At 69.5% G+C, this 13,819-nt stretch carries 16 protein-coding genes; 9 read left to right on the plus strand and 7 right to left on the minus strand.

Annotation, left to right across the window (positions count from 1 at the left end; genetic code table 11):
• Positions 1-31 precede the first annotated feature (31 nt).
• Genes C1N74_RS08330 through era form a run of 5 tightly spaced genes read left to right on the plus strand, consistent with a single transcriptional unit; the run spans position 32 to position 4,145 of the window.
• The gene (locus tag C1N74_RS08330; protein WP_137750346.1) at positions 32-379 is read left to right on the plus strand and encodes an HIT domain-containing protein; all 348 of its coding nucleotides are present in this window, start codon (positions 32-34) and stop codon (positions 377-379) included.
• A gap of 46 nt (positions 380-425) precedes the next feature.
• Positions 426-1,463, plus strand: coding sequence for a PhoH family protein (locus tag C1N74_RS08335; protein ID WP_233494928.1), 1,038 nt, complete (start codon positions 426-428; stop codon positions 1,461-1,463).
• Positions 1,460-1,924 (plus strand): rRNA maturation RNase YbeY, encoded by a 465-nt coding sequence (gene ybeY, locus C1N74_RS08340; RefSeq protein WP_023950734.1) that lies wholly within the window; start codon positions 1,460-1,462, stop codon positions 1,922-1,924. Before C1N74_RS08335 ends, ybeY begins: the two co-directional genes overlap by 4 nt.
• The gene (locus C1N74_RS08345) at positions 1,921-3,249 is read left to right on the plus strand and encodes a hemolysin family protein (protein ID WP_023950733.1); all 1,329 of its coding nucleotides are present in this window, start codon (positions 1,921-1,923) and stop codon (positions 3,247-3,249) included. The genes ybeY and C1N74_RS08345 overlap by 4 nt, the downstream gene beginning before the upstream one ends.
• Positions 3,246-4,145: a GTPase Era gene (era, locus tag C1N74_RS08350; protein ID WP_023950732.1), complete on the plus strand. Its 900-nt coding sequence runs from the start codon at positions 3,246-3,248 to the stop codon at positions 4,143-4,145. The genes C1N74_RS08345 and era overlap by 4 nt, the downstream gene beginning before the upstream one ends.
• Here the strand turns inward: era and C1N74_RS08355 are convergent.
• Positions 4,142-4,744, minus strand: coding sequence for a hypothetical protein (locus C1N74_RS08355; RefSeq protein ID WP_071918097.1), 603 nt, complete (start codon positions 4,742-4,744; stop codon positions 4,142-4,144). The genes era and C1N74_RS08355 overlap by 4 nt on opposite strands.
• Positions 4,745-4,949: 205 nt before the next feature.
• On the opposite strand from C1N74_RS08355, the gene leuA reads away from it, so the two are divergent.
• A complete protein-coding gene (gene leuA, locus C1N74_RS08360) occupies positions 4,950-6,710 on the plus strand; it encodes a 2-isopropylmalate synthase (protein WP_064956567.1) in 1,761 nt (586 codons plus the stop codon).
• Positions 6,711-6,805: 95 nt separating this feature from the next.
• Here the strand turns inward: leuA and C1N74_RS08365 are convergent, their stop codons facing one another.
• Positions 6,806-7,507 (minus strand): 3'-5' exonuclease, encoded by a 702-nt coding sequence (locus C1N74_RS08365; protein ID WP_036304865.1) that lies wholly within the window; start codon positions 7,505-7,507, stop codon positions 6,806-6,808.
• Between the two features lie 111 nt (positions 7,508-7,618).
• Here C1N74_RS08365 and C1N74_RS08370 point away from each other — a divergent pair, with 111 nt between their 5' ends.
• Complete coding sequence (locus tag C1N74_RS08370) at positions 7,619-8,518, plus strand: alpha/beta fold hydrolase (protein WP_137750347.1); 900 nt, start codon at positions 7,619-7,621, stop codon at positions 8,516-8,518.
• On the opposite strand, the gene C1N74_RS08375 is transcribed toward C1N74_RS08370, so the two are convergent.
• A complete protein-coding gene (locus C1N74_RS08375; RefSeq protein WP_023950723.1) occupies positions 8,478-9,038 on the minus strand; it encodes a CGNR zinc finger domain-containing protein in 561 nt (186 codons plus the stop codon). The two genes, C1N74_RS08370 and C1N74_RS08375, sit on opposite strands and share 41 nt — an antisense overlap.
• A 74-nt stretch (positions 9,039-9,112) precedes the next feature.
• Between C1N74_RS08375 and C1N74_RS08380 the strand changes: the two genes are divergently transcribed.
• Complete coding sequence (locus tag C1N74_RS08380; RefSeq protein ID WP_088379960.1) at positions 9,113-10,120, plus strand: DMT family transporter; 1,008 nt, start codon at positions 9,113-9,115, stop codon at positions 10,118-10,120.
• Here the strand turns inward: C1N74_RS08380 and C1N74_RS08385 are convergent.
• The 3 genes from C1N74_RS08385 to C1N74_RS08395 form a co-directional block, all read right to left on the minus strand.
• Positions 10,086-10,556 carry an Lrp/AsnC family transcriptional regulator gene (locus C1N74_RS08385; protein WP_036304578.1) on the minus strand — a complete coding sequence of 157 codons (471 nt, stop codon included), beginning with the start codon at positions 10,554-10,556 and terminating at the stop codon, positions 10,086-10,088. The genes C1N74_RS08380 and C1N74_RS08385 overlap by 35 nt on opposite strands.
• 67 nt (positions 10,557-10,623) lie before the next feature.
• Positions 10,624-11,226: a histidine phosphatase family protein gene (locus tag C1N74_RS08390; protein WP_137750348.1), complete on the minus strand. Its 603-nt coding sequence runs from the start codon at positions 11,224-11,226 to the stop codon at positions 10,624-10,626.
• A gap of 37 nt (positions 11,227-11,263) precedes the next feature.
• Entirely contained in the window at positions 11,264-12,112 is an 849-nt protein-coding gene (locus C1N74_RS08395; RefSeq protein ID WP_023950715.1) for a Sir2 family NAD-dependent protein deacetylase, read from the minus strand.
• A 55-nt stretch (positions 12,113-12,167) separates the two neighbouring features.
• Between C1N74_RS08395 and C1N74_RS08400 the strand changes: the two genes are divergently transcribed.
• Positions 12,168-12,959 carry an RNA methyltransferase gene (locus C1N74_RS08400; RefSeq protein ID WP_036304577.1) on the plus strand — a complete coding sequence of 264 codons (792 nt, stop codon included), beginning with the start codon at positions 12,168-12,170 and terminating at the stop codon, positions 12,957-12,959.
• On the opposite strand, the gene C1N74_RS08405 is transcribed toward C1N74_RS08400, so the two are convergent.
• Positions 12,960-13,805 carry an SGNH/GDSL hydrolase family protein gene (locus C1N74_RS08405; RefSeq protein WP_023950711.1) on the minus strand — a complete coding sequence of 282 codons (846 nt, stop codon included), beginning with the start codon at positions 13,803-13,805 and terminating at the stop codon, positions 12,960-12,962.
• Between the last annotated feature and the right edge of the window lie 14 nt (positions 13,806-13,819).

Here is a 13,819-nt window from a genome sequence, read left to right on the forward strand (position 1 = left end):
CGTCGCCGGGCCCCGTCGATAGACTGAACGCATGAGCGAACCGTCTGTCTTCACGCGCATCCTCCGCGGCGAGATCCCCTCCGAGATCATCGCGGAGACAGAGAACGCGTTCGCCATCCGCGACATCGCACCGCAGGCGCCCGTCCACCTCCTCGTGATCCCCAAGACCGAGCGCTACCGCACGGTCGTCGAGCTCGCCGCAGGCGATCCCGACCTCCTCAGCGAACTCGTGGGGCTCGCCAACGCCGTCGCCGCCGAACACTCCGACGGCGACTTCCGACTGATCTTCAACACCGGCCCCGGAGCGGGACAGACCGTGTTCCACGTTCACGCCCACGTCCTCGCCGGTTGCCTCTCCGAAGGGAGCCTCGGTGGCTGATGCTTCCGAACCCGCCGTCGCGACGATCCTCGCCGACGGTGTCGCCATGGTCCAGCTGCTCGGACCCCAAGACCGTCTCCTGCGCGTCGTCGAGCGGGAGCACCCCGACGTCGACGTCCTGGTTCGCGGCAACGAGATCACCCTCACCGGAACGGCGGATGCCGTCGCCGCGGCCCGATCGCTCGTCGACGAGCTGATCGCCATGGCTCGCGCCGGGCAGGGGCTCGACCCGAGCGATGTCACGACGTCCAGCCGCATCCTCCAGCGCCGGAGCGGCGATGAGGGGCCCCGTCCTTCCGAGGTGCTGGGCGAGGCGATTCTGTCCTCGCGCGGCAAGGTCATCCGCCCCAAGACCCTCGGTCAGAAGGCCTACGTCGACGCGATCGACGAGAACACGATCGTCTTCGGCATCGGTCCGGCCGGAACCGGAAAGACGTACCTCGCGATGGCCAAGGCGGTGCAGGCCCTGCAGCGCAAGGAGGTCAATCGCATCATCCTGACGCGTCCCGCCGTCGAAGCGGGCGAGCGCCTGGGGTTCCTTCCCGGCACCCTCACCGACAAGATCGATCCCTACCTGCGGCCGCTCTACGACGCCCTCAACGAGATGCTCGATCCCGAGCTGGTCCCCAAGCTCATGGCCACGGGCACGATCGAGGTCGCCCCGCTGGCGTACATGCGCGGACGCACCCTGAACGACTCGTTCGTGGTGCTCGACGAGGCCCAGAACACCACCCCCGAGCAGATGAAGATGTTCCTCACGCGTCTCGGGTTCGGTACGCGCATGGTCGTCACCGGCGACATCACGCAGGTGGACCTTCCTCAGGGAACATCGGGGCTCCGAACCGTGACGCGTGTTCTGAAGAACATCGACGACATCCACTTCGCGACCCTCACGAGCGACGACGTCGTTCGACACACGCTCGTCGGCCGCATCGTCGACGCGTACAGCGAGTACGACGAGCAGCGTCTCGCCGCCCGCCGTGAGCGCGACGAGGCGAGTGAGTTCGCCAACCGGGCCGAGCGGCGCACCGCGACACGGCCCGCCGGTCCGCGCGACCGACTCCCGAAACGAGGACGCTCATGACCATCGAGATCACCAACGAATCCGGCGTCTCCGTCGACGAGACCGTGCTGCTGCGGCTGACCGAGCACAACCTCGCGCAGCTGAACGTCAGCCCGGACGCCGACCTCGCCATCCTCCTCGTCGACGAGGGCGCCATGGAGTCTCTGCACGTGCAGTGGATGGACGAGCCCGGACCCACCGACGTGCTGAGCTTCCCCATGGACGAGCTGCGCCCGGGGACCGAGGACGCACCCACCCCGCCGGGACTCCTCGGCGACATCGTGCTGTGCCCGCAGGTCGCCGAGGCGCAGGCGCAGGCCGCGCGTCACACCACACTCGACGAGCTCATCCTCCTGACGACGCACGGACTGCTGCATCTGCTGGGATTCGACCACGCCGAGCCGGAAGAGGAGCGCGAGATGTTCGGACTTCAGCGCGAGCTGATCTCGGCCTTCCACGCGAGCGAGCGCCGCCGCGCGTGACCGTCTTCCTCCTCGTCCTCGGCGCGGTGTTCCTCGTCGCGCTCGGGGGCTTGATGGCCGCTCTCGACGCCGCGCTCGGTGTCACCTCACGGGCGGACCTCGCTGACTGGGCCGAGTCGAGCCGACGACAGCAGGCCCTCCGCCGCATCGCCGACGACACCACGGCCCACGCCAACGCCGTCGTGTTCATCCGCATCCTCGCCGAGTCGACCGCAGCGGTCTTCGTCACCGCCGCGCTGACGCTGGCGCTCGAGAACCTGTGGTGGGCGATCCTCGTCGCCGCCCTCCTCATGACGGCGGTGTCGTTCGTCCTGGTCGGTGCGAGTCCGCGATCGGTCGGCCGTCAGCACGCCCGGGGCCTCCTCATGGCGTGCGCCCCGATCGTGCGCGGCGCACGGATCGTGCTCGGCCCCCTAGCGCATCTCCTGGTGATCGTGGGCAATCGGGTGACGCCGGGGGTTGCCCGCGGCACGTCTTTCGCCTCGGAGGAACAGCTCTTGAGCATGGTCGACGAAGCGGTGTCGCAGGACCTCATCGAAGCCGATGATCGCGACCTCATCCACTCGGTATTCGACTTCACCGACACACTCGTGCGTGCCGTGATGGTGCCTCGCACCGACATGGTGACGGTGCCGCAGACGGCGACGACCCACGAAGCGCTCGCGCTCTTCCTCGAGCGCGGCGTGTCGCGGGTCCCCGTCACCGACGACGAGCGCGATGACATCGTGGGAGTCGTCTACCTCAAGGACCTCGTGCAGTTCTCCTACGGCGAGGCCACCGGGTGGCGCGATGTTCCCGTCGGCAGAGTCGCTCGCCCCGCGGTCTTCGTCCCCGAGTCGATGCGGGCCGAATCGCTGCTGCAGCAGATGAAGCGGGATGCCGTCCACGTGTGCCTCGTGGTCGACGAATACGGCGGCGTCGCCGGTCTCATCACCCTCGAGGACCTCATCGAAGAGCTCGTGGGTGAGATCGCCGACGAATACGACCGTGGCGCAGCCGAGGTCGTCGAGCTCGAGCCCGGCCGCTACCGCGTGAGCGCGCGCCTGGGCCTGGATGAGGTCGGCGAGCTGTTCGGCATCGAGCTCGACGACGACGACGTCGACTCCGTCGGCGGGCTGCTGGGAAAGACGCTCGGGCGGGTGCCGATGCCGGGCGCGACCGTGACCGTCGACGGGATCACCATCACCGGCGGCGTGTCGCGCGGACGCGGGCGGGGCCTCGCGACCGTCTTCGTCGAACGCGCCCCCGCCGACGAGACGGACGACACGACGCCCCCGCGGACCGGAGAGGTCCGCGTGGCACGAAGAGGAGACGACAGCAGATGACCGCAGCAGAGACCCGGTCGGGGTTCGTGACCTTCGTCGGACGCCCCAATGTCGGGAAGTCCACGCTGACGAACGCACTGGTGGGGGAGAAGGTCGCGATCACGAGCGACAAGCCCCAGACGACGCGGCGCGCGATCCGCGGCATCCTGAACCGGCCCGGTGGGCAGCTCGTCATCGTCGACACGCCCGGTATCCACAAGCCCCGGACCCTTCTCGGTCAGCGCCTGAACGACCTCGTCGAGCAGGTGCTCGGTGACGTCGATGTCATCGGCTTCCTCGTACCCGCCGTCGACAAGGTCGGGCCCGGCGACCGCCGTATCGCCGCCTCGCTCGACGGGTACCCGCGCGCCAAGAAGGTCGCCATCGTGACCAAGACCGATCTGGCCTCCCGTGACGAGATCATGGAGCGCCTCATGGAGGTCGACAGCCTCCGCGAGGACTGGGCCGCGGTCATCCCGCTCTCCGCCGTCACCGAGGACCAGCTCGACGTGCTCGCCGACGAGCTGCTCGGGCTGATGCCCGAAGGGCCGGCGCTGTACCCCGACGACGTGGTGACGGATGAGTCGACGGAAGACCGCATCGCCGAGATCATCCGCGAAGCCGCGCTCGAAGGCGTCCGCGACGAGCTGCCCCACTCGATCGCCGTCACGATCGAGGATGTGGCGCCGCGCGAGGGCTCCGACCTGACCGACGTGTACGCCAACATCGTCGTCGAACGCGACAGCCAGAAGGCGATCATCATCGGTCGCAAGGGGTCGCGGCTCGCGGATGTCGGCGCGCGTGCGCGCGCGCAGATCGAACCCCTCGTGGGAACGCGGGTCTTCCTCTCGCTGCGCGTCCGCGTCGCGAAGGAGTGGCAGCGCGACCCGAAGCAGCTCGGACGTCTCGGGTTCTAACCGATCTCGCGCATCGCCGACTGGATCACGACGACGTCCGCGCCGAACTCGGCGTCGGCGGCGTCCTGCAGGGTGCCGTCGTCCCAGACGACCGTGACCCAGAGTCGGCCGTCGTACGCCCCGGAGGCGAGCACGGAGTCACCGAGGGTGTCGTGCACCCTCTGCTCGACGTCTCGCAGCGTCGCGTCGTCCGCGGCGCCGGGCACACCGCCCGTCGGATCGGGAAGCGGCATGGGGTCGTACAGCGCCAGCGGAACCGCCGAAGCGGTCACCGTGAGCGACGATCCGTCGTAACGTCCCTGGACGGCGTAGGCGCCCCACGTCGCGCCAGACATCGTTGTCGCGTCGGTCACCGACGCCCAGTCCCACCCCTCGAGCGGGATCCCGGAGCACTGCGGCGGTGCCGACTCCGCGACCGCTCCGAGACAGAGCTCGGCGCCGGCGCCATCGTCGAGGACCGTCCCCTGAGCCACGACCTCGCTGCTCGGGGGCGCCGGGTCGAGCGAGGTCGGGCCAGCCGCGGGCGTCGAGGCGCAGCCCGCAGTCAGGGCGATCGCACACATCAGGAGGGCGGACGAGCCCGCGCGCGCAGTTCTCATACCCCCACAGTGTCGCGCACGTCGCCTTCGTCTCACGCGAGGCACGCCCGTGTGCGCGCCGGCGGCGAGCGGGTGTAACCTGGGCGCATGCGCTTCGGCCGACTTCTCCTCCTTAGTCGCCGCGACGAGTCCTCGTTCTAGGGCCTCTCTCGTCGCGGAGCTTCGTGTTGGCCCGCCACACCCGAAGAGGAAGAGCGAGACGACCATGGAGAACAACCAGAAGCCTTCGGGCATGCCGATTCACAAGTACCGGCCGTTCCACGAGCAGATCCGCGTCGATCTGCCCGATCGCACCTGGCCCGCGAAGCGCATCGAGACCGCGCCGCGCTGGTGTGCCGTCGACCTGCGTGACGGCAACCAGGCGCTGATCGACCCGATGAGTCCCGAGCGCAAGCGCGTGATGTTCGAGTTGCTCGTGAAGATGGGCTACAAGGAGATCGAGGTCGGGTTCCCGAGCGCCAGCCAGACGGACTTCGACTTCGTGCGCCAGCTGATCGACGACGGCCTGATCCCCGACGACGTGACGATCCAGGTGCTGACGCAGGCTCGCGAGCACCTCATCAAGCGCACGTACGAAGCGATCGCCGGCGCGAAGCAGGCGATCGTCCACCTGTACAACTCGACGAGCATCCTGCAGCGCGAGGTCGTCTTCCGCACCGACCGCCAGGGCATCATCGACATCGCCCTCGAGGGCGCGCGCCTGTGCCGCCAGTACGAGCAGACCATCCCCGAGACGGCCGTCTATTACGAGTACTCGCCCGAGAGCTACACGGGCACCGAGCTCGAGTTCGCCGTCGACGTCTGCAACCAGGTCATCGAGATCTTCGAGCCGACGCCCGACCGCAAGGTCATCATCAACCTGCCCGCCACCGTCGAGATGGCCACGCCGAACGTCTACGCCGACTCGATCGAGTGGATGAGCCGTCACCTCGCGCATCGCGAGAACGTCGTGCTGTCGCTGCATCCGCACAACGACCGCGGCACGGCGATCGCCGCGGCGGAGCTCGGCTACATGGCCGGCGCCGACCGTATCGAGGGCTGCCTCTTCGGAAACGGGGAGCGCACCGGCAACGTCGACCTCGTCGCGCTGGGCATCAACCTGTTCACGCAGGGCATCGACCCGCAGATCGACTTCAGCGACGTCGACGGCATCAAGCGCACGGTCGAGTACTGCAACCAGCTGCCCGTACCCGAGCGGAGCCCCTGGGCCGGAGACCTCGTCTTCACCGCGTTCAGCGGCTCGCACCAGGACGCCATCAAGAAGGGGTTCGAGGCCATGGCCGCGCGCGCGGCTGCCGAGGGCGTCTCGGTCGACGAGATCGAATGGGCGGTGCCCTACCTGCCCGTCGACCCCAAGGACCTCGGGCGCTCGTACGAGGCCGTGATCCGGGTGAACTCGCAGTCGGGCAAGGGCGGCGTCGCCTACCTGCTGAAGACCGACCACGCTCTGGATCTGCCGCGGAAGCTGCAGATCGAGTTCTCGGGAGTCGTGCAGGAGAAGACGGATGCCGAGGGCGGCGAGGTCACGAGCGAGCAGATCTGGTCGATCTTCACCGACGAGTACCTGCCGGCATCGTCCGACGACGACAAGTGGGGCCGGTTCGAGCTGCTGGGCACCCGCACCCAGAGCGACATGTCGGGCGACGTCCGCCTCGACGTGACGCTTCGCGACGGCGACGAGCACGACGAAGTGTCGGGGGTGGGCAACGGCCCGATCGCGGCGTTCCTCGCCGTGTTGCGCGACCGCGGGTTCGACATCTCGCTCTACGACTACGTCGAGCACACGCTGAGCTCGGGTGGCGACGCCCAGGCGGCAGCCTACGTCGAGCTGCAGGTCGACGACCAGCGCCTGTGGGGCGTCGGTATCGACGGCGACATCTCGACGGCGAGCCTCAAGGCCGTCGTGTCATGCGTCAACCGCGCGATCCGCACCCGCGAGCGCTCGGCGGAGCTGACCGCGGTCTGAGGCTCGTCGCACCCGCCGCGAGGCGGCCGCGCAGGTCGGGGCCGCCTCGCGGCGGCCTCAGCCGTTCGCCTATCGGGCCTCCGATCGCCTGCCTATCAGCGGATGGGCCACGACCCGTCGACGTCGGCGTCGATCCGTCCGATGCTGACGAAGTATTCGGTGAGACTCTGCGCCTGAGCCCGGGCCCAGCCGATCTGGCGGGTATGCAGCTCGGCCGCGGTCGACGGCATCCCGTCGGCGAACCGCTCGGCGAGAGTCTGCGCGACGCGTCCCGCTGCGATCGCATCTGCGGAAGCCTCGTGCGCCCCGGTGAGCGTGACGGCGTAGTGCTCGGCGACGACAGACAGGGTGCGCTTCCCGCGGCGGTAGCGGTCGTACCGTTTGTCGATGACGAGCGGGTCGATGACGGGGGAGGGCGAGAGGATCGGATCGATCCCGTGGCGCAGGGCCTCGTACTTCAGCATCGAGAAGTCGAACGGCGCGTTGTACGCCACCACCGGGATGCCGGCGTCGAACAGGCCGCGCAAAGCCGCGACGACCTCCGTGATCACGTCTGACGCGGGCCGTCCGTGTCGGCGAGCGTGCTCGGTCGTGATGCCGTGGATCGCCGCCGCACCATCGGGGATGTCGATTCCCGGGTCGGCCAGCCAGCTGTCGGCCCGCACGGGCGCGCCGTCGGCGTCGAGGACGCCCACGTGCGCTGTGACGATGCGATCCGCCGCGACGTCGACGCCCGTCGTCTCGAGATCGAAGACCCCGACGACCTGGCACCATTCAGGTGCCGTGCAAGGCCACAGGTCGAGTTCGGGCGTAGCGACGACGAGGGGGCGGTCCGGCTCCACGGAATCGAGGCTACGGCCCGGGTCGGACACGCAGGATCCGACGCGCCGCATCCGTAGACTCGACGGGTGCCGACCGTCTCTCCGTACGACTCCCTGCTCGCACGCATCCCCGTGCGCCGCCTCGAGACCGAGGTCCTCGGCGGAACGACCGCGTACTGGGTCTACGGGCGCGACGATGCACCTCAGACACTCCTGGCCGTGCACGGCTTCCGGGGGGAGCACCACGGGCTCGAGCCCGTCGTCGCGCACCTCGGCGACGTGCGCGTCATCATGCCCGACTTGCCGGGCTTCGGAGAGACACCCGCGATACCGGGACGCGAACACGACCTCGAGACATACGCCGACTGGCTCACTGAATTCGCGGCCGCGGCCGCTCCCGGCGCGGTGGTCGTCGGCCACTCATTCGGCTCCATCGTCGCCTCCGCCGCGGTGGCGGGCGGGCTCCCGGCTCCCCGTCTGATTCTCATCAACCCCATCGGCGCGCCCGCACTCGAAGGGCCGCGCGGCGTCTTCACGCGACTCGCCGTCTGGTACTACGACGTCGGGGCGCGCCTCCCGAGGCGAGTGGGGGAGGCGCTGCTGCGCAACCGCCTCATCGTCCGAGTGATGAGCCTGGCCATGGTCAAGACGCGCGACCGGACGCTGCGCCGGTTCGTCCACGAGCAGCACGACACCTACTTCTCGAGCTTCGCCGATCGCGACGTCCTCCGCGACGCGTTCGTGACGTCGGTCTCCAACGACGTCCGCGCGTTCGCTCCGCGCATCCCGCAGCCGACGTTGCTCATCGCCGCCGTTCAGGACGACATCACCCCGATCGAGGCCGAACGCCGGCTGTGCGAGCTGTTCCCTGCGGCCGAACTCGTCGAGATCGACGGTGTGGGCCATCTCATCCATTACGAGAAGCCCCGCGAGGCTGCCGCAGCGATCAAGCGGTTTCTCGCGCCTTCCGACGACGGTACGCGTTGACGTTCATGCGGTTGCCGCAGTTGCCCGTGTCGCAGTAGCGCTTCGAGCCGTTCTTCGAGAAGTCGACGTAGACCGCGGCGCAGTCGTCGGCGGAGCAGATCCGCACACGGTCGTATGCGTCGGCGCGGATGACGTCGACGAAAGCCATACCGGCTTCCACGAGTACGCGCGTCGCCAGCGGTGCGTCGTCGGGAGTCGCATGGATGTGCCAGTCGTAGCCGTCGTGGATCACCAGCTGCGGTTGGGCGCGACCATCTCGCAGCATCGCGTTGACGTGGGGGACGGCAGAGTCTCGGTCGAGCTCCCAGAGCTCGTGCAGGCGCGACCGGATGCCGCGCATCGCCTGCAGCTCGGCGTCGTCGCGCACGATCGCGCCGGTGAAGGCGAACTCGCTGAGGAAGGCATCCAGATCGTCTCCGTCGGTGAGCGTGTCGGCGGCATCTGCGCTCGTGAGAGGGAGCGTGTTGACCAGCGCAGCCGTCGCGCGCAGCGACAATTCCGTGTCATGGATGAAGACCACGTTGACTCCTGACGATAGCGAGCATTACTGTCACGAGTGTAGATAACTTTCACCCCTGACCATCGAGGCTGCCGATGACCAATCCCACCGCGCCCCTGCCCATCATCGCAGGCACACCGGAGACGGCGCCCGCCAGCCTGGCCGGCAGGCGAACGGCGGGCATGGCCATGGCCGTCGCCTCGGCGCTGGCCTTCTCGTCGAGCGGTCCGCTCGTGAAGCCGCTGCTCGAGAACGGCTGGTCACTGGGCGCCGCGCTGTTCGTCCGGATCGGCGTGGCGGCCCTGGTGTTGTCGCCGTTCCTCATCCGCGCGATCGCGCGTGAGCGACACTTCCTGCGGCGGCACGCGCTCGCCTTGCTCGCGTTCGGCGCGATGCCCGTCGTCGGATGCCAGCTGTTCTACTTCTCGGCGATGCAGCGGATGCCGGTCGCCGTCGCCCTCCTCATCCAATACCTCGCGCCCGTGCTCCTGGTGATCTGGGTCTGGCTCACCACCCGCCGCCGACCGTCACGGACGGTGATCGCCGGCTCCGTCGTCGCCATGGCGGGGCTGGTGCTGGTCGTCGACATCGCCGGGGCTCGTTTCGATTTCTGGGGCACGCTCCTCGCGCTCGGCGCAGCCCTCTGCACGTGCGTCTACTTCGTCATGGCCGAGCGCACCGGCGACACGCTGCCGCCCCTCGTCCTGGCCGCGGGAGGAATGGTGGTCGCGAGCGCGATCATCGGCACGCTCCTCATCACGGGATTCCTGCCCTTCGCAACGAGCGGCGTGCTCGCAGACGTCGTCGGGATGCAGCTGCCGCCCCTCGTCGTCCTGCTCTGGGTCGGCGCCGCCACCGGGACCGCCTACGCCCTGGGGGTCTCCGCGGTGCCGCGCACGGGATCGCGTCTGGCCTCGTTCATCGGCCTCTCGGAGGTGCTGTTCGCACTGGGCTTCGCGTGGCTGCTCCTGGCCGAGGCGCCCGCACCGGTCCAGTTCGTCGGTGGGGCGCTCATCCTCGTCGGTGTGGTCCTCGTGCGGCTCGACGCCGACCGTGAGCCGGAGAAGGTCAGCCCGCGCGCCCCTCAGCGAGCAGCGGCTTGACCCGATGCGGGATCACGTCGTCCATGATGAGCGAGGTCTCCGTGCGGTCGACCCCGTCGATGGCGAGGATGCGCGCGTCGACGGCGAACAGATGCTGCGTGTCGCGCGCGACCACGCGGACCATCAGGTCGACCTGACCGCTCAGTCCCTGAGCCTGCAGCACCTCGGGAATGGTCGCGAGCTCCTGCGCGATACGCGGGAGCTCGGGTTGGCGGAGCACGACGCTGATGAGCGCCTCGATCGGGAAGCCGAGAGCGCGCATCGAGATCGACCGCTCGTACGAGAGGAACACGCCCGACTGCTCCAGCCGCGCCATGCGCGCCTGGACCGTGTTGCGTGACATCCGCAGGCGCTCGGCGAGCGCTACCACGGTCGCGCGGGGGTCGTCGGCAAGGGCTTCGAGCAGCGCGAGATCGACGCGGTCGTGCATGGTCATGATGCTGGACGATACACCGCTCCGAGCCCGGCTCCGGAACAGGTCGGCAATCGGCGGGCGCGGGCGCTCAGAGCGGCGCGAGCGCGGGGGAGTCGATGAGGCGCAGGCGCTCGCGCTCCATGACGAACGTGTGCGCCGAGCCGTTGGCGAGCCGGACTTCCTGCAACGGGAACTCCTCCGCGGTGGCATGCCGGATGACCTCGCGGATGAGCGCGCCGTGGGCAACGACGATCAGCGGCACCGCGGTCGGCGCCGTGGCGGCACGCGCATCCCGGACGGCTCGCTCGAGCCCGCGCAGCGCCCGCGCGCGGACCACCGGCCACGGCTCCGCGTTCGGCACGTCGGCCACGGCCCATTCGCCCCAGCGTGCATGGAACTCCTCGACCCCCACGCCCTCGGCATCTCCGTAGCCGCGCTCCCGCAGCTCCGGATAGGTGCGCGGCGCTGGGGCACCCAGCCCGTCAGCGATGATCCGCGCCGTCTCGGCCGCTCGCGACAGGTCGCTCGAGGCCACGACCGCATCGCCGGCGATCGACTCCCGTAGGGAGACCGCGACCGCGCGGGCCTGCTCACGGCCGGTGTCGTTGAGCGGGATGTCGGTGGAGCCCTGGATCCGGCGTTCGCGGTTCCAGTCGGTCTCGCCGTGGCGCACGAGGGTCAGAATGGTCACCCTTCGACCCTACGCGGGCCTGCGCCGGACCTCGACCTCAGTGCCGCGACGCGAGGGCGTCGGCGAAGACGCGCAGGACCCGGCTCGTGCCGTCATCGATCTTGACGGTCGCTTTGGGGTCCGACCTCGTAGCGCCGCGGTTGACGATCACCACCGGCAGCTTGCGTCGTCGGGCGCGCTCGACGAGCCGGACGCCGGAGTTGACCACCAACGACGACCCGGCGACGATGAGGGCCTCGCTCGTGCGCACGAGCTGCTCGGCCTCCGCGAACTTCTCTCGCGGTACGAACTCGCCGAAGAAGACGACATCCGGTTTCAGCATGCCCCCGCAGACCGTGCACGTGGGCACGATGAAGCCGTCGCTCGTCGCGGGCAGGACGTCGCCGTCGGGGCCCAGCTCGACGTTCTCGGGAACCGTGATCCACGGATTGTCCCGTTCCACGCGCTCGGCCAGATCGCGCCGGTCGAAGACCTGACCGCAATGCAGGCAGAAGACGCGTCGCATCGTTCCGTGCAGTTCGACCACCCGGCTGCTTCCGGCCCGCAGATGCAGACCGTCGACGTTCTGCGTGATGACGCCCGTGACGACGCCGGACCGCTCGAGATCCGCCAGCGCCGCATGCCCGTCGTTCGGTCGCGCCGCCGCGAAGGCCTGCCAGCCGAGGTGGCTGCCCACCCAGTACCGCCGACGCGCGTCAGCGCTCGCGAGGAACTGCTGTGCCGTCATGGGCGTCCGCACCGGCGCTCCAGCGCCGCGGTAGTCCGGGATGCCCGAGTCGGTCGACACGCCGGCTCCGGTGAGAACCGCGATGCGACGTCCCGCGAGTACCTCGAGGGCGTTCTCGATCTCGTCGCCCGCGGGCGTCTCGAGGTCGGCGTTCGTCACAGTTCCACTCTACGAGCGTCCGCGCATCGCCCGGGCGACATGCCAGGGTGGGAGGGTGCCCGTGATCCGCATCGACGACGCCTCCGACCCCCGCCTCTCGGACTACCGCGACCTGACCGATGTCGCGCTGCGCCGGGTGCTCGAGCCCGCCGGCGGGCTGTACATCGCCGAGTCGGCGAAGGTCATCGCGCGGGCGCACGCGGCAGGGCACCGGGCGCGCTCGTTCCTCGTGCAGGAGAAATGGCTTCCCGACGTGGTCGACCTGGCAGGCGACGCACCGGTCTTCGTCGTCTCCGACGAGGTCGCCGAAGAGGTGACCGGTTACGCCGTCCACCGCGGCGCCCTCGCCGCCATGCACCGGCCCGTCGCCGCACCGGTCAGCGACATCGTCGCGGACGCCCGGCTCGTGCTGGTGCTCGAGGACATCGTCGATCACACGAATGTCGGCGCCGCCTTCCGGGCCGCCGCCGGCCTCGGGGCCGATGCGGTCCTCGTGAGCGAGCGTTGCGCCGATCCTCTTTACCGCCGCAGTGTCCGCGTCAGCATGGGGACGGTGTTCCAGGTGCCGTGGACGCGTCTGCCGGCCTGGCCGGAGGCGGCCCCGCTGCTCCGCGAGGCCGGCCTGCACCTCGCTGCCCTCGCTCTCGCGGAGGGCGCTGTGCCGCTCGACGAGTTCGCCGCGGCACGGCCCGATCGGGTGGCGCTGCTCATGGGCACCGAGGGCGACGGGCTGAGCAGGCGTGCGCTCGCTGTGGCGGACAGCGTCGTCACGATCCCGATGGCCGGGGGAGTGGACTCCCTCAACGTCGCGGCAGCCGCCGCGGTGTCGCTGTGGGCGCTGCGCTGATCAGTCGGCGTCGTCGGCGCGGCGCAGGACGGGCAGCGGTTCGGGTCGCTTCGCGGTGATGTGGTCGCCGGACGACTGATGCCGGAGCCGGCGCAGAACCCACGGCATCAGGTACTCGCGGGCCCAGACGAGGTCGTTCGCGCGGGCAGCCCGCCAGGTGAGAACCGGCGTCGTGTCGGGCTGCATCGGCTGCAGGTCGTTGGGCACGTTGAGAGCCCGCAGCACCATGCGCGCGACCTCGTGGTGACCGAGCGAGTTGTAGTGCAACCGGTCGTCGTCGAAGAAGCGCATGTCCTGCACCTCTTTCAGCGCCCACTGATCGGCGACGATCGCGTCGTACCGGTCGGCGATCGCCCGAATGTTCTCGTTGTAGATCGCCACCCGGCCGCGGATGCCGCGGAAGACCGGCGTGAAGTTCGTGTCGATGCCGGTGAAGAGCACGAGCGTCGCCCCTGTCGACGACAGCCGTACGACGGCATCCTCGAACTGCTGCGCGACGGCGTCGGGGTCGGACCCCGGCCGGATGACGTCGTTGCCGCCGGCCGAGAACGTGATCAGGTCGGGCTTGAGCTCGAGCGCGGGCTCGATCTGGTCGGCCACGATCTGGCCGATGAGCTTTCCCCGGACCGCGAGATTCGCGTACGCGAAGTCGGGCACCTGAGAGCTCAGCACCTCGGCCACGCGGTCGGCCCAGCCACGGTGACCGCCGGGACTGCCGGGCTCGGGATCTCCGATTCCCTCGGTGAACGAATCGCCGATCGCCACCATGCGACGCCAGGGATGGGCGGTCTCGTTCGGCACGTAGGGCGTGCGACGCGCGTCCTCGGATGGCTCGTTGTTCCTCATGGCCCCTCCTGAAG

The organism is Microbacterium sp. SGAir0570 (genome assembly GCF_005491085.2).
GTDB classification, from domain to species: Bacteria; Actinomycetota; Actinomycetes; order Actinomycetales; family Microbacteriaceae; genus Microbacterium; species Microbacterium arborescens.